Below are 21678 nucleotides of genomic sequence, written 5' to 3'. Positions count from 1 at the left end.
AGCGGCTCGCAAGGTAGGTCCGGACGGTTCGAGATGCGATCGTCCGGACCTACCTTGCGGTTTCCTGGCTCAGCTGGCCCAGGGCCGATGGTCCCCACCCGGTCGGGTCGTCGCCGGGCGGCACCATCGCCAGGGCCTGCCAGAGCAGGACGATGTTCAACCAGCCCGCCTCGGCTGGGGTCAGCGGTCGCTCGGACTGATAGCCGGTAAGGAATTCTGTGCGAGCTTCGGCCGACACCGGTCCCCAGCTGTGGTAGCGGGTGCCGAGCAGGACCGCCGCGCGGGCCAGCTCGACGATTCGATGATCATGCTGGGCCTCCTCGAAGTCGAGGATCGCGGTGACCCCGCCGCGGGCCCACAGGATGTTGGCTGAGCGGATATCGAAATGGACAAGCTGGCGGGGAAGTAGGTCGGGCGGCGCGCTGGTGACCAGCGAGCGCAGCGTGTCACGAGCAGCCATCGGCAGATGGCCGGCGCGGGAGTCGAGCCAGTCGGTGACCCGGACCGTCAACGACTCGGACGAGACGGCGGGGGCGAGAAACCGATCAGCGTCCGGGTATCCGGCCAGCGCGTCCTGCAATTGGGCGAGGATGACTCCGGCCGCCCGCACCTGGTTGAGATCGGCGGCGTCGAGGAGGTCGCCGTCCAGCCGAGCTTGGCAACGGCGCAGGCGAGTAGCCAGGGACGGGACACCTTCGTCCGGACGGCGGGCGCCGGGGTGTCCGGAGCTACCTGGCACTTCCGGTCGATCGAGTTGGGTTCAGCCCTGCCGAAGCGACGCCGGTCCACCGCGTGAGATGTGCATCGTGAACCATGCCGCCGCTGCCGCCGCAGCGTCGTGTGGAGCGATGTTGTCGAGGTGAAGACCTTCCGGTGGGGTGGTGTCGATCAACGCGTCGGCGGCCCGGACTCCGTCATCCCAGTTGAGGCAGGCGGGGCTCCAGCCGCCGCGCAGGCTTCGGCCGTCGTAGTCGGCGCGGAGCGTGGCGTGGATTGCGTCATTGGCGACGAAGTCGTAGGACGCGACCATCCACGGCGTGCCGTCGTCGTCCGCGTGATACCAGTCGTGCAAGCCGGTCACTAGTTCGGACAGGCTGCGGAAGAAGTCCATTTCGCTGGGTGTCGGGTCACTGTCGCGCATGAGCGAGATCTTGCCAGCGCGCCTCGTGTAGGCGGTGGCCGAGCTGGCGGGTCGTGGCCGGCGGGCACCACCGCCGGATCGAAGTCGAGAAACATCAGGTGGTCGCGCTCCAGCCACGACTCGTACCCGACGTGCCCTCCGGTCGTCGGCGACCACCACAGGCCCGGGAAGTTGCGCTGCCGCTTGTACGACGGGAACCCGCGTACCGGCTTGACCAGCTCAAACCGCACCTGCGCCGAGTCCATCAAGGAAGTACGGATTTCCGAACCCTCAGCGCCAACGAATCCAACCTCGAACTCAGCAGTCAATGACCCACCCAGGCCCGGCACCGCGCGCAGCACCCCGGCACCGTACCGGACATGCCACCTTCAACCGGACGGTGCCAATCGCGTGCCAACTATCCCCGGACCGTGCCGATCTCGTCGCGGACGGGACAGCTTCCGCACCCCCGATTTCACTGGGCAATGTCAGACCCGTCGATTAGAATGTATGTACTAATCAAGTTCCTGACCTGGGAGGACGCCCGTGACCGCGCCCACCTCCACGCCGCTCACCCCCTACGCCACACTGCTCGGCTTCACCCGCTACGTCGACCGCAACGGGCCCACCAAGGCGACCTTCGTGGGCGGGCTGCGCAAGCAGCGGGCCAGCCGTTCCGGCTTCAACCCGCACGGGCAGTTCGTCAAGGCGCTCAAGGCCGACATCGCCTTCCACACCGGCGGCACCCATCTGACCGGTGTGGTCGACGTGGTCAAGCCCCGCTGGCGCCCGCTCTACCAGGCGCTGGTGCCCGGCGCCACCGCCTGGCTGCACTCCCTCGGCGAGCCGGCCGCCGTCGACCTGGCCCAGACCCGCGACGCCCTAGCCATGCTGGGCGACCTACCAGTCAAGATCAACCCCCACTTCGGGGTACGGCACGCCGACGGCCGGGCCGAGGCGATCCGGCTGCACTTCGACGAGACTCCACCGAGTGAGGAGTCGGTGCTCGCCACCCTGCACCTGATGGCCCGCCACATGGACGCCGTGCTACCGCACGCCGAGCCGGTCCTGGTCGACGTCCGACGCGGCCAGGCCCACCGCATGCCCACCGACGCCAAGCCCGACCACATCGAACGCTGGCTGGCCGGCGAAGCCGCCGCCTTCCGCGCCATCTGGGCCACCGCCGCCTAGTCCCCGCGCCCCCACCCACCACGCCCCACCCACCGCGCCCCACCCACCGCGCCCCACTCACCGCGCCCGACCCACCGGCAAGATCACACTCGATCCAGGATGTAGTGGCCTCACCTTCCCGGGAGGCCACTACATCCGTGTTCGGGCGCGATCATGGGGACGACGGTGTGCACTGGCGCCCCGAGCACAGTCGGGCGTTATCCACAGGGGCGGCGCGGTGCGAGGTTGATCGGTCAGCCTGGGACCCATGCCGAAAGCTCCTCGACGGCCACCGCAGTTGCGTGGTCAGATCTTCCGTGGCTCGATCGCCGTCTCGCGCGGTCTGCTGACCCGCAACGACCTACGCAGCTCCGCGTGGCGGCCGCTCTTTCGGGACGTCTACTCCGACGCACGGGTCAGACTCACCCACCGGACAAGATGCGCGGCCGTCGGACGCTGGTTGATCCCGCCCGGCGCCGCCATCGCCGGGCGCGCCGCGGCAGCCCTGTACGGCAGCGTGACACAAGCCTCCAGTGAGCCGATCGACGTGCTGGTGCCCAGAGCCGCCCGAATTGGGCCGACCGCCGGCCTTCGGGTCCACCATGGGGAGATCGACCCTGGCGACACGGTGGACCGGGCCGGGGTCAGGGTGACCGGCCCGGCGCGAACCTGTTGGGACGTCGCCCGCTGGCTCGATGTGGTCGACGCGGTGGTGATCATCGACGCGCTGCTCGCGCGCCGGCTCAGCGACATACCGGCGTTGCGCGAATACGCGCTCAGCCGGGCAGGACGGCGGGGCTGGCGCGCCCTGCTACGCGCGGTCGACCTGGCCGACGCCGGCGCGGAATCACCCCAGGAGTCCCGCACACGGGTCCGGCTGGTGCTCGCCGGCCTGCCCAGACCGCAGACCCAGTGGGTCGTCACCGACCAGGGTCGGTTCGTGGCCCGGCTGGACCTGGCCTGGCCGCAGTTCAAGGTCGCGGTGGAGTACGACGGTCTCTGGCATGACGATCCGGAACAGTTCCAGCGGGACCGCCGACGGCTCAACCGGCTACTCGGCGGTGACTGGATCGTCCTCCACGTGACCGGCAAGCGTCTCCGGGAGGACTTCGACGGCTTCGTCGCCGAGGTCAGGACCGCCCTGAGGGCGCGATCCCGCTCCCCCAAGACGCCATGATCGTGCTTGAACATGAAAGTAGTGGCCTCCCCGCCGGGGGAGACCACTACTTCCTTGATCGAGCGTGATCATGCGCCCCAGCCGGGGCGCGCCACGCCCCGGACGCTGCCCCGCGGCGCAAGGCGCCCCAGCCGGGCGCGTTGCGCGCCGGACGCTGGGCCGCGGCGCAGGGGTTAGGCGGCGGGAAGGTACCTGCTCAGGTCGTCGAGGATCTTGTTGGCGGCGCCGACGCCGATGCCGGTCATCCAGACCTCGTCGGCGACCGGGTACGCCTTGCCGGCCTGAACGGCGCCGAGGCCCTTCCACAGGGTGCCGCCGGCCATCTTGGCCTGCTCGGCGGCGGCCTTGTCGCCGTACGCGGTCACGAAGATGACATCGCCGTCGACCTCGTTGATCCGCTCGGGGCTCACCTGGTCGAAGCGCTTGTCCTCCTTGGCGGCGAGCAGCTGCCGCTCGGGGCGGCCCAGGCCGGTGTCGCCGATGACGATGCCGGAGAACGAGTCCGGGCCGTACACCCGGATGGCGCCGGGCATGAAGCGGACGATCGACACCTTGCGGGCGGCGGCGTCGCCGAGCGTCGCGCCGAAGTCCCTGGCCCGCTTCTCGTACGCGCTGAGCAGGTCCTTGGCCTGCTGCTCGCGGCCGAGCGCCTTGCCGTCGAGGAGGAGGTTCTCCTTCCAGGTGATGCCGACCTTGTCGGTGAACACGGTCGGCGCGATGGCGGCCAACTCGTCGTAGAACTTCTCCTGGCGGAACTTGCTGCCGAGGATGAGGTCCGGCTTCAGCGCGTTGATCGCCTCCAGGTCGGGCTCGGTGAGCACCCCGACGGTCTTGATGGCAGCGAGCTTGTCCGCGCCGAAGTAGGTCGGCCAGCCCTTGGCCTCACCGGCGGTGGCCGCGCCGACCGGCGTGATGCCGAGCGAGAGCGCCGTGTCGATCTTGTCGGTGTCGAGGACGACGACGCGCTTGGGCTCCGCGGGGACCTTGGTGGTGCCCATGGCGTGGGTGATCTCCCGGGTCTCTCCGGTGGTGGAGCCGGCGACCGGGTCGCTCTCACCGCAGGCGGTGAGTCCGACGCCGAGGGCGACGGCCGCGGTGAGGGCGGCGACGAGACGACGCATCAGAGTCCTTTCGAGGGGTACGGGCTGGCGAGCGGTGTCGCCGCATCGCCGTTGGCGGGTCGGGCGTCCGGCACGGACGCCGTCGACGGATCGAGGCCACCCGCGCCAGCGGACGAGGTGGCCGGGCGGGCCACGCCGTCAGCAGCGACAGCCGGAACGGAGGCGGACGAGGTGGCCGGGCCGGCCACGCCGCCAGCAGCGACAGCCGGAGCGGAGGCGGACGGAGCGACCGGGGCAGCGTTGCCGCCGGTGTGGGCGGGCACCACCAGTGGCGCGCCGGTCACCGGGCAGGGCACCACCACGCAGGCCAAACCGAAGACGTCGCTGACCAGGTCGGCGGTGAGGATCTCCCGGGGCGGCCCGGCGGCCACCACCGCGCCGTCGCGCATCGCGACCAGGTGGTCGGCGTAGCGGGCGGCCTGGTTGAGGTCGTGCAGGACGGCCACGACGGTGCGGCCCCGCTCGACGCGCAGTCGGTGCAGCAGGTCCAGAACCTCCACCTGGTGAGCCAGGTCGAGGAAGGTGGTCGGCTCGTCCAGCAGCAGGGCATCGGTGTCCTGGGCCAGCGTCATCGCGATCCACACCCGCTGCCGCTGGCCGCCGGACAGGCTGTCCACCGGTCGGTCGGCCAGGCCGGCCACATCGGCCAACGCCATCGCCTGGTCGACGGCCGCGCCGTCCTCCGTCGACCACTGCCGCCACCACCGCTGGTACGGCTGCCGGCCGCGCCCGACGAGGTCGGCCACGGTGACGCCCTCGGGCACCAGCGGGCTCTGCGGCAGTACGCCGAGGCGGCGGGCCACGTCGCGGGTCGGCAGGTCGCGGATGGCGCTGCCGTCCAGCAGCACCGCGCCCCGCCGGGGGGTGAGCAGCCGGGCCATGGTCCGCAGCAGGGTCGACTTGCCGCAGGCGTTCGGCCCGACGATCACGGTGAACGCGTCGGCCGGCAGGTCCAGGTCGAGCCCGTCGAGCACGGTTCGCTCGTCGTAACCGGCGACCAGGTCGCGGGTGGAGAGCATCACACGACTCCTTCGAGGCGTCACGAGGACCGCCGCGGTCCACGCAGCAGCAGGAAGATCAGGTATGGTCCGCCGATCGCGGCGGTCAGCACGCCGGCCGGGAGTTGGGTGGGTGCGATCAGTCGCCGGCCGACGAGGTCGGCGAGCACCAGCAGCAGCGCGCCGAGCAGCGCCGAGCAGACCAGCGGCGGTCGTTCGGCCCGGACGAGTCGCCGGGCCACCTGGGGGGCGACGAGCGCCACGAAGTCGACGGCACCGACCTGCGCGGTGACCATCGCGGCGACGAGCACACCGGTGCCGGCGAGCCCGACCCGGCGGGCGACCGGGCGCAGCCCGACGCCCCGGGCGGTGTCGTCGTCCAGCGCCGTGCTGTTCAGTGCCCATCCGGCCCAGGCGAGTAGCGGCAGCAGCGCCAGCAGGGTGCCGGCGATCCAGGCGGCCTCTGTCCAACCTTTGCCGGCCAGGGTGCCGATCAGCCAGATCTGGGCGCGCAGCCCGTCGATCGGGTCGGCGCTGAGCATGACCACCTCGGTCAGCGCCCGGAAGGCGAAGGCGACCGCCACCCCGGCGAGCACGAACCGCTGCGCGGCCAGCCCGTGCCGGGCGCCGAGGGCGAACAGCAGCACCGCGGCGAGCATCCCGCCCACCAGGGCGGTGGGTGCCACCAACACCGCGGACATTCCGGTGGTCAACGCCACGGTCGCGGCGAGCCCGGCACCCTGGGTGATGCCGATGACGTCGGGGCTCGCCAGGGGGTTGCGCGCCACGCTCTGGATCAGCGTGCCGGCCACCCCGAAGGCCGCTCCGGCCACCGCGGCCAGCACGATCCGGGGCAACCGCAGATCAAAGACAACCAGGTCGTACGGAGTGCCGGCGCCGGAGAGCGCGCGCAGCACGTCGGCCGGGGCGACGTACGGGGTGCCCAGGGAGAGGCTGAGCACCACGGCCAGCAGGAGCAGCACGGTCAGCGCGGTGGCCACCAGCACCGCGCGGCGGCGGATCTGCAGGCTGACCGGACCGATCCGCAGCAGCGACCGGCCAGGCAGCCGACCGGCGGCACCGGACGCGGCATCGACGCCACCGGACGCGGCACCGGCGGCACCGGACGCGACGGCGGCACCAGGCGGCGCGTCGACGGGCGAGGGGTCGGACGGGCGGTCGGTGGTGGTCACGCGGTCACCACCCGGGCGCGGCGGACCAGGACGGCCAGCAGCGGCGCGCCGATGAGAGCGGTGACGATTCCGGCCGGTATCTCGCCGGGCGGGGCGACGAGCCGGCCGACGACGTCGGCACCGAGCAGCAGCGCCGGCCCGAGCAGGGCGGAGACGGCGAGGGTCCAGCGGTGGTCCACGCCGACCAGGGCGCGGGCCAGGTGCGGCACGGCCAGTCCGACGAAGGCGATCGGCCCGGCCGCCGCCACTGCGGCACCGGTGAGCAGTACCGCGGCGAGGCCACCGCCGAGGCGTACCAGTCCGACGCGATTGCCGAGGCCGCGGGCCACCTCGTCGCCGAGGGCCAGCGCGTCCAGGCCGCGCGCCACCAGGGCGGCCAGCACCAGCCCGACGAGGACGAACGGCAGCACCTGAGCGGCGACCGACAGATCCCGGCCGGCCAGCCCGCCGACCACCCAGAACCGGTACTCCTCGAAGGTGCTGGCGTCGATGCTGAGCAGCGCGTACACCCCGGAGGCGAGGCTGGCGTCGAGAGCCGCGCCGACCAGCGCGAGGGTGACCGGGCTGGCGCCCTCGCGGGTCCGGGCGGCGATGGCGAAGACCAGCAACCCGGCGAGCAGCGCTCCGGCGATGCCGAACCAGACGTACCCGGCGAGCGTGCCGACGCCGAAGACGGAGATGGCCAGCACCACGCCGAACGATGCGCCGGCGCTGATGCCGAGGATGCGCGGTTCGGCCAGCGGATTGCGGGTGAGCGCCTGGAACAGCACGCCGGCGACGGCGAGCGCTAGCCCGACGGCGAGGCCGAGCGCGGTGCGCGGCATCCGCAGCTCGCGGACGATGGTGCTGGCGTCGCTGCCGTCCGGTGCGACGAGGGCGTGCCAGACCTGGTCGACGCCGAGTTGCCGGCTGCCCAGCGCGAAACTCGCCAGCACGGTGAGCAGGAGCAGCAGCGCGGCACCGACGGTGACGGCCACCCGGCGACCGGTGCGGGTGCTGGCCCGACTCCGGGTCGGCCGGCTGGCAAGGGCGGTCACGAATCTCCTGCACGATCGAGCTTAGGTTCGCCTTACCTTAGCCGACCTGCGGAAAGTGGCCTAACCAGCGTCGGTCGATCCCGTCGCGAACCCACCCGGCGCGTGCCGCGAGCCACCGTCCCCGGCCGCCACACCACCGCGCGGCAGCACGTGCAGGGGGCGCATCATCTCGTTGTCCTCGTGCTCCAACAGGTGACAGTGCCAGGAGTAGCGACCCGGCAGGTCGAAGTACGCCTTGATCCGAGTCACCTCTCCCGGGTACGCGAGCACCGTGTCCATCCGCCCCCGGCCCGCCGGGCCGGGACGCAGCCGGCCGGACCGCCCCCGACCGAGCAGCTCGAACTGGGTCTGGTGCAGGTGGACCGGATGCACGTGCCCGGTGAAGTTGTGCAGCTCCCACACCTCGGTCGCGCCGACGGTGGGCCGCTCGGTCGCCGGATCGCTCCAGCGCAGCGGCAGATTCCCACCACGCTCGTCGAGGACGCCGAGCAGCATGGCTGTCGGCCCGGACCGCGACCCGGCCGACATCTGCTCGTTGAGCGACAACCGCCGCACCCGCTCGGCCGGCCCGAGCCGACGGTGCGACGGCAGCCGCAGTTGCTCGGGCGGCACGCTCGGGTCGACGCCGGTCGCCTCGGTGACCACGAAGCGCAACACCTGCCCGGTGGTCCCCGGGTCGGCCGGCGCGAAGTCGACCCCGGGCGTGCCGCCGCCGTACGCCCCGTCGGGCCCCTCGTTGACGAGGTAGAGCTCGGTTCCGTCCGGCACGTCGGTGAAGTCCACGATGGCGTCGACCCGTTGGGCCGGGCCGAGCGTCACGCGCTCGTGCGGGACCGGCTCGGGCAGGAAACCGCCGTCGCTGCCGATCTGCCAGACCGGCAGCACCGGGCGGGCCGGCCGCGCGGTGGCGTTGGCGACCACACTGAGCAGCAGGAACCGGCTGTTGCAGCCGTTGAGCAACCGGAACCGGTAGCGCCGACGCTGCACCGTCAGCGTGGGCCAGGTGCGGCCGTTGACGACCATGGTGGCGCCGGAGAACCCCGGGATCCAGATCGGCGGCACGCCGCCGTGCGACGGTTGCGCGTCGTTCTCGTCGCCGACCACGGGGCGACCGCCCGGGTAGACGAGGTCGCCGTCGGCGGTGAAGCTGCGATCCTGGATCAGCAGCGGGATGTCGTGGTAGCGGGCGTTCGGTGGATCGTTCCAGGCCGGCGCCGGGCCGGGTAGCACCCCCTCCGGCAGGTCGTCGTCCCCGCCGCCGAGCAGGTAGAACCCGGCCGGTCCGGCGTAGACGTTCTCCCGGGTGAGCCCCAACGAGTGGTCGTGGTACCAGAGGGTGCAGGGCCGCTGGTCGTTGGCGTACTCGAAGGTGGCCGAACCCGGCGCCCAGCGCAGCCCGGACCGCTCCGCGAAGCGGGACCGGAACTCGCGGTACGCGCTACCGGTCACGGCGAAGTCGGGCGGCAGGTCACGGGCCACCGGCAGATACCACGCCTCGGAGTGTCCGTCGCTCTCCTGCGAGCTGTGGCCGCCGTGCAGGTGCACCACCTGGGGCACCGGCCCGCGGTATCCCCGAGGGTCACCGTCCCAGCTGCCGTGCCGGTCCCGACGCTCCGTACCGCCGGGCGGGTTGGCCCAGTGCAGGGTGGGATCCACGGGCAGCAGATGCGGGAGGTAGTCACCCCGGCGGTCGACGAGTTGGTTCAGCCAGGTCACGCGTACCGGGCGGTCCACCCGGGCCACGATGCTGGGTGCGGGGTAGCCGAAGCTGCCGGGGTGGGCGGTGGAGCCGTAACCCCACACGGTGGTGCGCGGCCACGACAGCGGCAGGATCTGCTGGTGGAACTGTCGTACCGCGATGACGTAGGTGTCCCGCTCCGGGCCGACCGTCACCGGTGGCATGGCCGGGGGGATCCGTAGCGGCGCGACGTACTTCGGAATGTCGCCGGTATCCAGCGGCGCCGCCGCGGCGAGCGCCCGTTCGGCCGCCCAGCCCGCCGGAACCAGGACCGACGCGCCACCGGCGGCACCGGCTGCGAGCAGTCGTCGTCTGGTGACCATGCTTGACACCTCCCGTTTGCTCCCCTTTCCCACGATAAGGAAATAAGTTTCGCGTGCGGGACTAAGGCGGACACACATCGGATCCCACCCGTAAGGGGGACAGTCGGACGCGCAGGACACAGCAGGGCCATAGGGTGTGGACATGCGATTCGACCAGCACACGGTCGTCCTCCTGGTCCGACCGTCGGATCCACCGGAGCTGCCGCAGGACGCGATCGACCGGCTGCAGGACGCGCACCTTGCCCACCAGGCGGGGCTCGTGGAACAGGGGCTGGTACTCGCGGCGGGGCCGTTCCTGCACCCCGACGACGACCGGCTGCGCGGCTTCGTCGTGCTCTCCATCGCACCGGACGAGGCCCGCGCCCTCTACGCCAACGACCCGGCCGTGCGGGCCGGTCGCCTGGTCGTGCAGGTGATGAGCTGGCTGGTCCCCGAGGGCAACCTGCGGTTCGAGAGCGTGCCGCTGCCTCGGTCGATGCTGGAGGCGGCCTCTGGGGACTGAGGTCAGCCGGGCAGATCCCCGATCGACACCACCCGCAGGGCGTCCAGATCGCCGACGACCACCCGCAGCGACGGGAGGTAGTCCCGCAGCACCCGCCGGCAGACGCCGCACGGCTCGCTGATCTCGCGGCCCCGGTCGGCGACCGTGACGATCGTCTCCAGGTCGGTCACGCCCTGAGTCGCCGCGGTGCCGACCACGACCAGCTCAGCGCAGGATCCTTCGCTGACGTGGTGGACGTTCACGCCCGTGAAGACCCGCCCGTCGGCGGTCCGGGCCGCCGACGCCACGGTGTGGTGCTGGCTGCGACACCGCAGCTTGGCGACCGCCGTGGCGGCCTGCACCAACGCCCGGTCGGTGTCCCGCAGCTCCATCCGGCTCCCCCAGCTCGACGTCGGCCGCCAACTCTAGACGCCCGTGTCGCCGTCGACGGGCTGGCCGCGGGGTAACCCGGAGGCGGTGCGACGCCGGGCTGCCTATCCTTGGGCACGACATGCAGACTCCAGCCGCCTCCGCCGCGACCGACCCGGTCCGCGAGTTGCACCGCCGCCTCGATCCCCTGATGTTCCGCGACCAGCGCCGGCTCCAGCGGCGACTGGACGGTGCCCGTAAGCTGCGCGACCCGCAGCGCCGGGAGGCAGCGCTCACCGAGATCAGCACCGAGCTGGCCCGGGCCGAGCAGCGGATCGCCGCCCGACGGGCGGCCGTACCCGTGATCACGTACCCGGCGGGGTTGCCGGTCAGCGAGCGCAAGGACGACATCGCCGCCGCCATCCGGGACCACCAGGTGGTGATCGTGGCCGGCGAGACCGGCTCCGGTAAGACCACCCAGATCCCCAAGATCTGTCTTGAGCTGGGGCGCGGGATCCACGGGCTGATCGGGCACACCCAGCCCCGGCGACTGGCCGCCCGGACGGTGGCCGACCGGATCGCCGACGAGCTGGGCACCGAGCTGGGCGACGTGGTGGGCTACAAGGTGCGCTTCACCGACCAGGTCGGCGAGCGCAGCCTGGTCAAGTTGATGACCGACGGCATCCTGCTGGCCGAGCTGCAGACCGACCGGATGCTGCGCCAGTACGACACGTTGATCATCGACGAGGCGCACGAGCGCAGCCTGAACATCGACTTCATCCTCGGGTACCTGCGGGAGCTGCTGCCCCGGCGACCCGACCTCAAGGTGATCATCACCTCGGCGACCATCGAGACCGACCGGTTCGCCCGGCACTTCGCCGGGCCGGCCACGGCGGAGGAGCCGGATGGCGTACCGGCGCCGGTGGTGGAGGTCTCGGGCCGCACCTACCCGGTGGAGGTGCGCTACCGACCGTTGCTCGAGATCGCCGAGGGCGAGGAGGACGGCGACGGCGACGAGGAGACCGTCCGCGACCAGATCCAGGCGATCGGCGACGCCGTCGAGGAGTTGGCCGCCGAGGGCCCCGGCGACATCCTGGTCTTCCTCAGCGGGGAACGGGAGATCCGGGACACCGCTGACGCGCTCGGCAAGCTGGTGCAGACGAAACGCCCGCTGCTCGGCACCGAGATCCTGCCGCTCTACGCGCGGCTCTCCAGCGCCGAGCAGCACCGGGTCTTCGCCGCGCACACCTCGCGCCGGGTGGTGCTCGCCACGAACGTCGCGGAGACCTCGCTGACCGTGCCCGGCATCAAGTACGTCGTGGACCCGGGTACGGCCCGCATCTCCCGCTACTCCAGCCGGCTCAAGGTGCAGCGGCTGCCGATCGAGCCGATCTCCCAGGCCTCGGCCAACCAACGCAAGGGCCGCTGCGGCCGCACCTCGGACGGCATCTGCATCCGTCTCTACGACGAGCAGGACTTCGAATCCCGGCCCGAATTCACCGATCCGGAGATTCTGCGCACCAACCTGGCGTCGGTCATCCTCCAGATGACCGCGATCGGGCTCGGCGACCTCGCCGCTTTCCCGTTCATCGACCCGCCGGACAAGCGCAACATCGCCGACGGCGTCAATTTGCTGCACGAGCTGGGCGCGTTGGACCCGACCGAGGCCGACCCGGCGAAGCGGCTCACCGCGTTGGGCCGGCGCCTGGCCCAGTTGCCGGTCGATCCGCGACTGGCCCGGATGGTCGTCGAGGGAGAGCGCAACGGCTGCGCCACCGAGGTGCTGGTGATCGCCGCCGCCCTCTCCATCCAGGACCCGCGCGAGCGGCCGGCGGAGAAGCAGGCCCAGGCCGACCAGGCACACGCCCGGTTCGCCGACAGGGAATCGGACTTCGTCGCCTTCCTCAACCTCTGGCGCTACCTGCGCGAGCAGCAGCGGGAGCTGTCCTCCAGCGCGTTCCGCCGGATGTGCAAGGCGGAGTACCTCAACTACCTGCGCGTCCGCGAGTGGCAGGACATCGTGGGGCAACTGCGCCAGGTGCTGCGTACCCCGGGAAGCGACGACCGGCGCGGCGGGCGACCGGCGCGCGACACCTCCGACGGCGCGGACGCCGGCCAGGGTGCGGGTCGCCGGGGTGGCGCGGACCTGCCGGAGGAGATCGACACCCCGAAGGTGCACCAGTCTCTGCTGCCCGGCCTGTTGTCGCACGTCGGCCTGAAGGACGCGCAGAAGCACGAGTACCTGGGTGCGCGGGGCGCGAAGTTCGCGCTCTTCCCCGGGTCGGCGCTGTTCCGGAAGCCGCCGCGCTGGGTGATGGCCGCCGAGCTGGTGGAGACCTCCCGGCTGTGGGGTCGGATCGCCGGCCGCGTCGAGCCGGAGTGGGTCGAACCGCTCGCGCAGCACCTGGTCAAGCGCAGCTACAGCGAGCCGCACTGGGAGAAGAAGCAGGCCGCGGTGATGGCCTACGAGAAGGTCACCCTGTACGGCGTTCCGCTGGTCACCTCCCGCAAGGTCAATTTCGGGCGGATCGACCCCGCGCTGAGCCGGGAGCTGTTCATCCGGCACGCCCTCGTCGAGGGCGACTGGCAGACCCACCACCAGTTCTGGACGGACAACAAGCGGCTGCTCGCCGAGATCGAGGAGCTGGAGAGTCGGGCCCGACGCCGGGACATCCTGGTCGACGACGAGACCATCTTCGGCTTCTACGACCAGCGGATCCCGGCCGACGTGTCCTCCGGCCGGCATTTCGACAGCTGGTGGAAGACGACCCGCCGGACGCAGCCGGACCTGCTCGCCTTCACCCGCGACCTGCTGGTCAACGACGGTCGGCCGGGCGTCGACGAGGACGACTACCCGGACGAGTGGCAGACCGAGGGGGTGACCCTGCCACTGACGTACCGGTTCGAGCCGGGCACGCCGACCGACGGCGTCACCGTGGACATTCCGCTGCCGCTGCTCAACCAGGTGCCGGCGGAGAGCTTCGACTGGCAGGTGCCGGGGCTGCGCGAGGAGACGGTGATCGCGCTGATCCGAACGCTGCCCAAGGCGGTGCGCCGCAACTTCGTCCCGGTGCCGGACTACGCCCGCGCCGCGCTCGCGGCGATCACCCCCGGCGAGGAGCCGTTGCTGGACGCGCTCACCCGCCAGCTGCGCCGGATGACCGGGGTCACCGTGCCGCGCGACGCCTGGGAACCGGGCAAGCTCCCCGCCCACCTGCGGGTCACCTTCCGGGTGCTCGACGACGAGGACAAGCCGGTCGCCGAGGGCAAGGACCTGCCGGCTCTGCAACGTCAACTACGCCAGGAGGTACGCCAGGTCGTGGCCGCCGCCGCGCCGGAGGTGGCCCGGACGGGCCTCCGTGAGTGGAGCGTCGGCGATCTTCCTCGCACCATCGAGCAGGTCCGTGCCGGCTACGCGGTGACCGCGTACCCGGCGCTGGTCGACGAGGGCGCCACGGTCGGCGTGAAGGTCTTCGACTCCGTCGCCGAGGCGGAGGCGGCGCACTGGGCCGGCACCCGCCGGTTGCTGCGGCTCACCGTGCCGTCGCCGGCGCGGTTCCTGCAGGGCCGGCTGACCAACGAGGCCAAGTTGGCGCTGAGCCGCAACCCACACGGCGGCGTGCAGGAGCTGATCGAGGACGCGGCCGGCGCGGCCATCGACCGGCTGATCGGCGACGCCGGTGGGCCGGCGTGGAACGCCGAGGGCTTCGCGGCGCTGCGCGAGAAGGTCCGCGCCGACCTCGTCGACACCGTGGTCGAGGTGATGGACCGGGTGCGCAGGGTCCTCGCCGCCGCGTACGCCGTGGAGCAGCGGCTCGGCGCCACCCGCAATCTCGCCGTGGTGGCCGCGCTGGCCGACATCCGTAACCAGCTCGCCGGGCTGGTGCACGCCGGGTTCATCACCGAGACCGGGTACGCCCGGCTGCCCGACCTGCTGCGCTACCTCACGGCCATCGAGCGACGGTTGGAACGGCTGCCGGGCAACCCCCAGCGGGACCGCCAGCAGCAGGACCGGGTCGCAACGGTGCAGAAGGAGTACGCCGACCTGCTCGCCGCGCTCCCGCCCGCGCGCCGTCAGGCAACGGCCGTCCGTCAGATCCGCTGGATGATCGAGGAGTTGCGGGTAAACGTCTTCGCCCAGGCCCTGGGCACCCCGTACCCCGTCTCCGAGCAGCGCATCTACCGGGCGATGGACGACGCCGAAGGCCGCTGACGGTGGGGTCAGAGGGGATCGACGCCGGGCGGGAGGTCGTTTCGGTCGATCGCGGCCTGTACGTAGTCGAGCAGGATCCGGCGGAGTTCGCGGCCGGCGTGGGTGGGGACGACGTCCCGGCGGCGGGCCACCGCGATGGTCCGCCGCACCCCGGGCGGCGCGAGCGGGGTGATCCGTACCCCTGGCCGGCGGGCCAGGACGATGCCGGGCACCAGCGCGATACCGAGCCCCGCCTCGACGAAGCTGAGCACCGCGTCCATCTCGCCGCCGTCCACCGCGAACGTCGGCTCGAAGCCTGCCTCCCGGCACGCCTGGATGGTGGCGTCGCGCAGGTCGTAACCCTCGCGGAACATCACCATCGGTTGGTCGCGCAGGTCGGTGATGCGCAACTCCCCGGCGCGCGAGGCGGTCGGCACCTCGCCCACCGAGGCGACCACCAGGCTCTCCCGCAGGATCGGGTCGACGCGCAGCCCGGGGTCGGTGCCCCGGGCCGGCATGATGATCAGCGCCAGGTCGAGGTCGCCGCGCAGCAGGTTGCGCACCAGGTCCTGGGATCCCCCCTCCTCGACCTTGAGGTCGACGGTGGGGTGGGCGTCGCGGAACCGGCGAAGCACCGGTGGGGCGAGTGAGGTGGCCAGGCTCGGAGTGGCGCCGAGCCGGACCCGACCGCGACGGAGACCGACCAACTCCTGGACCTCCCGGGTCGCGGTGTCCACGTCGGCGAGGATCCGGGTGGCCAACGGCAGCAGCACCTCGCCGGCCGCGGTGAGGGCGATGTTGCCCCTTAGCCGTTCGAACAGCGGCGCCCCGAGGTCGGCCTCCAGGGCGTGAATTTGCTTACTGAGTGAGGGCTGGGTTATCCCCACGATGTCGGCGGCTTGGGTGAAATGTCGTACTTCGGCCACCGCGACGAAGTACCTGAGCTGATGGAGCTGCATCTACATAGCTTATGGCTATCAAGACTGCGACTTTGATGCATTGGACGACTGAATCAAGTGCTCCTAGCGTCGGTGATGTGGTAATCACGAAAACTCGGTCGCCCATCCGCTCGAACGTCGGCCTCAAGGCCGTCATGGCGGTGACGGGCATCCTGCTGGCGCTGTTCCTCATCGCGCACATGTTCGGAAACCTCAAGGTGTTCACGGGGGCGACCTCGTTCGACCACTACGCGCACTGGCTCCGCGACATCGGCAAGCCGCTGCTGCCCGGCGTCTGGTTCCTGTGGATCCTGCGCACCGTGCTGACGGTGGCCGTCGTGGCGCACATCGTGGCCGCGACCGTCCTCGCCCGGCGGGCCCGCGCGGCCCGCCCCGTGAAGTACGCCCACCGCAGGAAGGTCAACGGCAGCTACGCGGCCCGCACCATGCGCTGGGGCGGGGTGATCATCCTGCTGTTCGTGATCTACCACATCCTGGACCTGACCACCGGCACGCTGAACCCGGTCGGCAACGAGAGCAAGCCGTACGGCAACGTCGTCGCCGACTTCGCGCCGGAGCGCTGGTACGTGACGCTCTTCTACACCCTCGCCATCGTCACGGTCGGCTTCCACCTGCGACATGGTGCCTTCAGCGCGTTCCGCAGCCTTGGTCAGCAGACGCCGCGGGGCGAACGCCGGGCGCGTGCCGCCGCACTGGTCTTCGCCGTCGCGCTCTGCGCCGGATACCTGGTGGTCCCGTTCGCCGTACTCACCGGATTGGTGTCCTGACATGGAACTCTTCACCGAGGGCGACCCGATCGCCGACACCAGGGCTCCCGACGGCCCCGTCGAGAAGCGGTGGGACACCCGGCGCTTCGAGGCCAAGCTGGTCAACCCGGCCAACCGCCGCAAGATGACGGTGATCGTGGTCGGCACCGGCCTGGCCGGCGGCTCGGCGGCGGCCACCCTGGCCGAGCAGGGCTACCACGTCAAGTCCTACTGCTACCAGGACAGCCCGCGCCGGGCGCACTCCATCGCGGCACAGGGCGGCATCAACGCCGCGAAGAACTACCGCAACGACGGTGACTCCGTGCACCGGCTGTTCTACGACACCGTCAAGGGTGGCGACTTCCGCTCCCGCGAGTCGAACGTGCACCGGCTCGCCGAGGTCTCGGTCAACATCATCGACCAGTGCGTCGCCCAGGGCGTGCCGTTCGCCCGCGAGTACGGCGGCCTACTGGACACCCGCTCGTTCGGTGGCGCCCAGGTGCAGCGCACCTTCTACGCCCGGGGTCAGACGGGTCAGCAGCTGCTGCTCGGCGCGTACCAGGCCCTGGAGCGGCAGATCGGCCTCGGCAACGTCGAGATGAACGCCCGGCACGAGATGCTGGAGCTGGTCGTCGTGGACGGTAGGGCCCGCGGCATCGTCGTCCGGGACCTGGTCACCGGCGAGATCAGCACCGAGATGGCCGACGCCGTGGTGCTCGCCTCCGGCGGCTACGGCAACGTCTTCTACCTCTCCACCAACGCCAAGGGCTGCAACGTCACCGCCACCTGGCGGGCGCACCGCAAGGGCGCGTACTTCGCCAACCCCTGCTACACCCAGATCCACCCGACCTGCATCCCGGTCTCCGGCGACCACCAGTCGAAGCTGACCCTGATGAGCGAGTCGCTGCGCAACGACGGCCGGGTCTGGGTGCCGAAGACCAAGGGCGACGACCGCAGCCCGAAGGACATCGGAGAGGACGAGCGGGACTACTACCTGGAGCGGATCTACCCCTCCTTCGGCAACCTGGTCCCCCGCGACATCGCCTCCCGTGCCGCGAAGAACGTCTGCGACGAGGGCCGGGGTGTCGGGCCGACCAAGCTCGGCGTCTACCTCGACTTCGCCGACGCGATCGGCCGGCTGGGCCGCAAGGCCATCGAGGCCAAGTACGGCAACCTCTTCGAGATGTACGAGCGGATCACCGGCGAGGACCCGTACGAGGTGCCGATGCGGATCTATCCCGCCGTGCACTACACGATGGGCGGCCTGTGGGTCGACTACGACCTCCAGTCGAACATCCCCGGCCTGTTCGTGATCGGTGAGGCCAACTTCTCCGACCACGGCGCGAACCGGCTCGGCGCCTCGGCGCTGATGCAGGGCCTGGCCGACGGCTACTTCGTGCTGCCCACCACCCTCGCCAACTACCTGGCCTCGGGTGCGTTGGAGAAGGTCGACGCCAGCCACCCGGCGGCGGTCGAGGCGCGCACCGACGTCGAGGACCGGATCCAGCGGCTGCTGGCGGTCGACGGCGACCGGACCGTGGACTCGTTCCACCGGGAGCTGGGTCAGATCATGTGGGAGCACTGCGGCATGGAGCGCAGTGACGCCGGGCTGCGCAAGGCGATCGGCGAGATCCGCGCCCTGCGCGAGCAGTTCTGGCAGCGGGTCAAGGTGTCCGGCACCGGCGAGGAGCTCAACCAGTCGCTGGAGAAGGCCGGCCGGGTGGCCGACTTCTTCGAGCTGGCCGAGCTGATGTGCATCGACGCCCTGCACCGTGAGGAGTCCTGCGGCGGCCACTTCCGGGCCGAGTACCAGGACTCCGACGGTGAGGCGCAGCGCGACGACGACCGGTTCGCGTACGTGGCGGCCTGGGAGTTCACCGCCAGCGGCGAACCCTCGGTGCTGCACAAGGAAGACCTGGAATTCGAGTACGTCCACCCCACGCAGCGGAGCTACAAGTGAACCTGACCCTGCGCATCTGGCGCCAGAAGGGCCCTGAGGACAAGGGTCGGATGGTGACCTACCCGGTCGACGACGTGTCCGAGGACATGTCGTTCCTGGAGATGCTCGACGTACTCAATGAGCGGTTGATCCTCGCCGGCGACGACCCGGTGGCGTTCGACCACGACTGCCGCGAGGGCATCTGCGGCATGTGCGGCCTGATGATCAACGGGGACGCGCACGGGCCGCAGCGCGGCACCACGGCGTGCCAGCTGCACATGCGGCAGTTTTCCGATGGCGAGACGATCGACATCGAGCCGTGGCGGGCCAGCGCCTTCCCGGTCATCAAGGACCTGGTGGTCAACCGGGGCGCCTTCGACACGATCATCGCCGCCGGTGGCTACGTCACCGCGCCGACCGGCAGCGCGCCCGAGGCGCACTCCACCCCGGTGGCCAAGGCCAACGCGGATGCCGCCTTCGAGTCTGCGGCCTGCATCGGCTGCGGCGCGTGCGTGGCCGCCTGCCCGAACGGCTCCGGCATGCTCTTCACCGCCGCCAAGCTCACCCAGCTCTCGCTGCTGCCGCAGGGCCAGCCGGAGCGGTACACCCGGGTGATCGGCATGGTCGACGCGCACGACGAGGCCGGCTTCGGAGGCTGCACCAACGCCGGCGAGTGCACCCCGGCCTGCCCGAAGGGCATCCCGCTGAACACCATCGGCCGGCTCAACCGCGACTACCTCGTGGCCACCTCCAAGGGCGCGGACAACACTCCCGGCTCCTGAGGACGGCAGCGCCACTCCGGACCGCCGTACCCCGCACCTCGGGGTGCGGCGGTCCGGCATTCGCCGTCGGCCCGAGCGCAGGCGCCGGACGTCGGTTCAACCGCCTGTCCCCGGGTAGCAGTCAAGGAGGAACCCAGGGAGGAACAGGACATGAAGGCATTGACCTGGCAGGGCAAGCGGGAGGTACGGGTCGAGGAGATCCCGGACCCCAGGATCGAGGAGCCGACCGACGCGATCGTGAAGATCACGTCGACCGCGATCTGCGGCTCCGACCTGCACCTGTACGAGGTGCTGGGACCGTACCTGAAGTCCGGCGACGTCCTCGGCCACGAGGCGATGGGCATCGTCCAGGAGGTCGGGCCGGAGGTGACCCGGCTCAAGCCCGGCGACCGGGTGGTGGTGCCGTTCAACATCTCCTGCGGCAGCTGCTGGATGTGCCAGCGCCAGCTGTACGCCCAGTGCGAGACCACCCAGGTCACCAGCGAGGGCAAGGGCGCGGCGCTGTTCGGCTACACCTCGCTCTACGGTTCGGTTCCCGGCGGGCAGGCCGAGTACCTGCGCGTCCCGCAGGCCCACTTCGGCCCGATCACCATCCCGCAGACCGGCGCGGACGAGCGCTACCTCTACCTCTCCGACATCCTGCCGACGGCCTGGCAGGCGGTGAGGTACGCCGACACCCCACCCGGCGGCACCCTGGCCGTGTTCGGTCTCGGCCCGGTGGGCCAGTTCTGTGCCCGGATCGGCCGCCACCTCGGCGCGGGCCGGGTGATCGGTCTGGACCTGGTGCCCGAGCGACTCGAGATGGCCCGCCGGCACGGCATCGAGGTGCTCGACGTCCGTGAGCTGGACGACGTACCGGGCGCGCTGATCGACCTGGTCGACGGGCGCGGTCCCGACGCGGTGATCGACGCCGTCGGTATGGAGGCGCACGGCTCGCCGGTCGGCAAGCTGGCCCACGCCGCCGTCGGGCTGCTGCCGGACAAGTTGGCCCAGACGATGACCGACCGGGTCGGCGCGGACCGGCTCGCGGTCCTGCATGCCGCGGTCAAGGCGGTCCGCCGCGGTGGCACCGTGTCGGTCTCCGGCGTGTACGGCGGTGAGGCGGACCCGATGCCGCTGATGGAGATGTTCGACCGGGGCATCCAACTGCGGATGGGGCAGTGCCACGTCCGCCGGTGGACCGACGAGATCCTGCCGCTGCTCAGCGGTGACGACGACCCGCTGGGCGTCGAGGATCTGCGGACCCACCGGATGCCGCTGACCCAGGCGCCCCAGGCGTACGAGATGTTCCAGAAGAAGGAGGACGGCTGCATCAAGGTCGTGCTCCAACCATGAGTCGGGTGGTGGTGATCGTCGGCGCTACCAGCGGGATCGGCCGGGCGACGGCCCAGGCGTTCGCCGAGCGCGGCGACCGTCTCGTCCTCGCCGCCCGCGCCGCACAGACGCTCGCCGAGGTACGGACGGAGTGCGCTGCCGTCGACGTGCTGACCGTGCCGACCGACGTCACCGAACCGGGCGCGCTGGACGCGCTCGCGGACGCGGCCATCGACCGGTTCGGCCACATCGACGTCTGGGTGCACACCGCCGCGGTGATGGCGTACGGGCGCTTCGACGAGCTGCCGGAACGGGTCTTCGACCAGGTGGTACGCACCGACCTGCTGGCCGCCGCCAGCGCGGCACGGGTGGCGTTGCGACACTTCCGGGCCACCGGTGCGGGCACCCTGATCCTCACCGGATCGGTGCTCGGATACATCACCGCGCCGTACATGAGTGCCTACGTGACCAGTAAGTGGGGGTTGCGGGGGTTGGCCCGGGCGGTGCAGCAGGAGCTGCGCGACAGCCCGGAAATCCGGCTCTGCCTGGTCAACCCGGGCAGTGTGGACACACCGGTGTACCAGCAGGCGGCCAACTACCTGGGTCGGATCGGTCGACCCCCACCGCCAATCAGCGGCCCGCAGCGGGTGGCCCGGGCCATCGTGGACTGCGTGGACCGACCCCGCCGGGAGATCTCGGTGGGTCGGCTGAACGTGGTGATGCGGGCCGGCTTCACCCTGCTGCCGGGCCTGTACGACGTCCTGGTCGAGCCGTTGATGCGGCTGGCCGGTGTGAGCGGGCGGCCGGTCGACGCGCACGACGGCTCGGTGTTCGCCCCGAACCCGGCCGGCGAGGCGGTTCGTGGTGGACACCTGCCCGACCTGCGGAACCTCGCGCGCAACCTGCCCGGGCCGGTCGGCGCCGCGCTGCGCCGACGGCTCGGGTGAGCCTCCGGCGGGGCAGCTCCTATCGATCAACTCGCCTAGGGTGGTGGTCCGGCAAGCGCTCCGGCGCACCAC

The 21678-nt window shown here is 71.3% G+C and carries 16 protein-coding genes and 2 pseudogenes; 9 read left to right on the top strand and 9 right to left on the bottom strand.

Annotation, left to right across the window (positions count from 1 at the left end):
- Positions 1-49 precede the first annotated feature (49 nt).
- Positions 50-658 (bottom strand): annotated as a pseudogene (locus tag ACLJN9_RS25100) (phosphotransferase); the annotation flags it as partial.
- A gap of 102 nt (positions 659-760) precedes the next feature.
- Positions 761-1141 carry a hypothetical protein gene (locus ACLJN9_RS25095; protein ID WP_410814035.1) on the bottom strand — a complete coding sequence of 127 codons (381 nt, stop codon included), beginning with the start codon at positions 1139-1141 and terminating at the stop codon, positions 761-763.
- Between the two features lie 525 nt (positions 1142-1666).
- On the opposite strand from ACLJN9_RS25095, the gene ACLJN9_RS25090 reads away from it, so the two are divergent.
- Together ACLJN9_RS25090 and ACLJN9_RS25085 are read left to right on the top strand one after the other, a co-directional pair.
- Complete coding sequence (locus ACLJN9_RS25090; protein WP_410814034.1) at positions 1667-2311, top strand: hypothetical protein; 645 nt, start codon at positions 1667-1669, stop codon at positions 2309-2311.
- Between the two features lie 247 nt (positions 2312-2558).
- Entirely contained in the window at positions 2559-3467 is a 909-nt protein-coding gene (locus ACLJN9_RS25085; RefSeq protein WP_410814033.1) for a hypothetical protein, read from the top strand.
- A gap of 173 nt (positions 3468-3640) precedes the next feature.
- On the opposite strand, the gene ACLJN9_RS25080 is transcribed toward ACLJN9_RS25085, so the two are convergent.
- The 5 genes and pseudogenes from ACLJN9_RS25080 to ACLJN9_RS25060 all read right to left on the bottom strand — a co-directional run bounded on the left by ACLJN9_RS25080 (position 3641) and on the right by ACLJN9_RS25060 (position 9877).
- Positions 3641-4588, bottom strand: coding sequence for an ABC transporter substrate-binding protein (locus ACLJN9_RS25080; protein WP_410814032.1), 948 nt, complete (start codon positions 4586-4588; stop codon positions 3641-3643).
- A 254-nt stretch (positions 4589-4842) separates the two neighbouring features.
- Positions 4843-5607 (bottom strand): annotated as a pseudogene (locus ACLJN9_RS25075) (ABC transporter ATP-binding protein); the annotation flags it as partial.
- 20 nt (positions 5608-5627) lie between these two features.
- Entirely contained in the window at positions 5628-6779 is a 1152-nt protein-coding gene (locus ACLJN9_RS25070; RefSeq protein ID WP_410814031.1) for a FecCD family ABC transporter permease, read from the bottom strand.
- Positions 6776-7816, bottom strand: coding sequence for a FecCD family ABC transporter permease (locus ACLJN9_RS25065; RefSeq protein WP_410814029.1), 1041 nt, complete (start codon positions 7814-7816; stop codon positions 6776-6778). Before ACLJN9_RS25065 ends, ACLJN9_RS25070 begins: the two co-directional genes overlap by 4 nt.
- A gap of 60 nt (positions 7817-7876) precedes the next feature.
- Positions 7877-9877 carry a multicopper oxidase family protein gene (locus tag ACLJN9_RS25060; RefSeq protein WP_410814028.1) on the bottom strand — a complete coding sequence of 667 codons (2001 nt, stop codon included), beginning with the start codon at positions 9875-9877 and terminating at the stop codon, positions 7877-7879.
- Positions 9878-10019: 142 nt separating this feature from the next.
- On the opposite strand from ACLJN9_RS25060, the gene ACLJN9_RS25055 reads away from it, so the two are divergent.
- Entirely contained in the window at positions 10020-10379 is a 360-nt protein-coding gene (locus ACLJN9_RS25055; protein WP_410814027.1) for a YciI family protein, read from the top strand.
- A gap of 2 nt (positions 10380-10381) precedes the next feature.
- On the opposite strand, the gene ACLJN9_RS25050 is transcribed toward ACLJN9_RS25055, so the two are convergent.
- Positions 10382-10750, bottom strand: coding sequence for a cytidine deaminase family protein (locus tag ACLJN9_RS25050; protein ID WP_410814026.1), 369 nt, complete (start codon positions 10748-10750; stop codon positions 10382-10384).
- A gap of 119 nt (positions 10751-10869) precedes the next feature.
- Between ACLJN9_RS25050 and hrpA the strand changes: the two genes are divergently transcribed.
- The gene (gene hrpA, locus ACLJN9_RS25045) at positions 10870-14940 is read left to right on the top strand and encodes an ATP-dependent RNA helicase HrpA (RefSeq protein ID WP_410814025.1); all 4071 of its coding nucleotides are present in this window, start codon (positions 10870-10872) and stop codon (positions 14938-14940) included.
- Positions 14941-14948: 8 nt separating this feature from the next.
- On the opposite strand, the gene ACLJN9_RS25040 is transcribed toward hrpA, so the two are convergent.
- Positions 14949-15878 carry a LysR family transcriptional regulator gene (locus ACLJN9_RS25040; RefSeq protein ID WP_410814024.1) on the bottom strand — a complete coding sequence of 310 codons (930 nt, stop codon included), beginning with the start codon at positions 15876-15878 and terminating at the stop codon, positions 14949-14951.
- 83 nt (positions 15879-15961) lie between these two features.
- Between ACLJN9_RS25040 and ACLJN9_RS25035 the strand changes: the two genes are divergently transcribed.
- The 5 genes from ACLJN9_RS25035 (at position 15962) to ACLJN9_RS25015 (ending at position 21606) form a co-directional block, all read left to right on the top strand.
- Positions 15962-16645, top strand: a complete 684-nt coding sequence (locus ACLJN9_RS25035) for a succinate dehydrogenase cytochrome b subunit (protein WP_410814320.1) — start codon at positions 15962-15964, stop codon at positions 16643-16645.
- A gap of 1 nt (position 16646) precedes the next feature.
- Positions 16647-18584 (top strand): fumarate reductase/succinate dehydrogenase flavoprotein subunit, encoded by a 1938-nt coding sequence (locus ACLJN9_RS25030; protein ID WP_410814023.1) that lies wholly within the window; start codon positions 16647-16649, stop codon positions 18582-18584.
- The gene (locus tag ACLJN9_RS25025; RefSeq protein ID WP_410814022.1) at positions 18581-19345 is read left to right on the top strand and encodes a succinate dehydrogenase/fumarate reductase iron-sulfur subunit; all 765 of its coding nucleotides are present in this window, start codon (positions 18581-18583) and stop codon (positions 19343-19345) included. Before ACLJN9_RS25030 ends, ACLJN9_RS25025 begins: the two co-directional genes overlap by 4 nt.
- Before the next feature lie 150 nt (positions 19346-19495).
- Positions 19496-20680, top strand: coding sequence for a zinc-dependent alcohol dehydrogenase (locus ACLJN9_RS25020; protein ID WP_410814020.1), 1185 nt, complete (start codon positions 19496-19498; stop codon positions 20678-20680).
- A complete protein-coding gene (locus ACLJN9_RS25015; RefSeq protein WP_410814019.1) occupies positions 20677-21606 on the top strand; it encodes an SDR family NAD(P)-dependent oxidoreductase in 930 nt (309 codons plus the stop codon). Before ACLJN9_RS25020 ends, ACLJN9_RS25015 begins: the two co-directional genes overlap by 4 nt.
- Positions 21607-21678: the final 72 nt, after the last annotated feature.

The sequence above is a fragment of the Micromonospora sp. 067-2 genome, from assembly GCF_046549295.1.
Taxonomy (GTDB): domain Bacteria; phylum Actinomycetota; class Actinomycetes; order Mycobacteriales; family Micromonosporaceae; genus Micromonospora.
Note: the sequence above shows the minus strand (reverse complement) of the source record. Positions and strands in the feature narration are given on the sequence as shown.

Bases quoted from the DNA above. Each gene is read 5' to 3' on its own strand.
- ACLJN9_RS25095 (WP_410814035.1), bottom strand. From the start codon at position 1,141: ATGCGCGACAGTGACCCGACACCCAGCGAAATGGACTTCTTCCGCAGC.
- ACLJN9_RS25085 (WP_410814033.1), top strand. From the start codon at position 2,559: ATGCCGAAAGCTCCTCGACGGCCACCGCAGTTGCGTGGTCAGATCTTC.
- ACLJN9_RS25080 (WP_410814032.1), bottom strand. From the start codon at position 4,588: ATGCGTCGTCTCGTCGCCGCCCTCACCGCGGCCGTCGCCCTCGGCGTC.
- ACLJN9_RS25060 (WP_410814028.1), bottom strand. From the start codon at position 9,877: ATGGTCACCAGACGACGACTGCTCGCAGCCGGTGCCGCCGGTGGCGCG.
- ACLJN9_RS25055 (WP_410814027.1), top strand. From the start codon at position 10,020: ATGCGATTCGACCAGCACACGGTCGTCCTCCTGGTCCGACCGTCGGAT.
- ACLJN9_RS25050 (WP_410814026.1), bottom strand. From the start codon at position 10,750: ATGGAGCTGCGGGACACCGACCGGGCGTTGGTGCAGGCCGCCACGGCG.
- hrpA (WP_410814025.1), top strand. From the start codon at position 10,870: ATGCAGACTCCAGCCGCCTCCGCCGCGACCGACCCGGTCCGCGAGTTG.
- ACLJN9_RS25040 (WP_410814024.1), bottom strand. From the start codon at position 15,878: ATGCAGCTCCATCAGCTCAGGTACTTCGTCGCGGTGGCCGAAGTACGA.
- ACLJN9_RS25030 (WP_410814023.1), top strand. From the start codon at position 16,647: ATGGAACTCTTCACCGAGGGCGACCCGATCGCCGACACCAGGGCTCCC.
- ACLJN9_RS25020 (WP_410814020.1), top strand. From the start codon at position 19,496: ATGAAGGCATTGACCTGGCAGGGCAAGCGGGAGGTACGGGTCGAGGAG.
- ACLJN9_RS25015 (WP_410814019.1), top strand. From the start codon at position 20,677: ATGAGTCGGGTGGTGGTGATCGTCGGCGCTACCAGCGGGATCGGCCGG.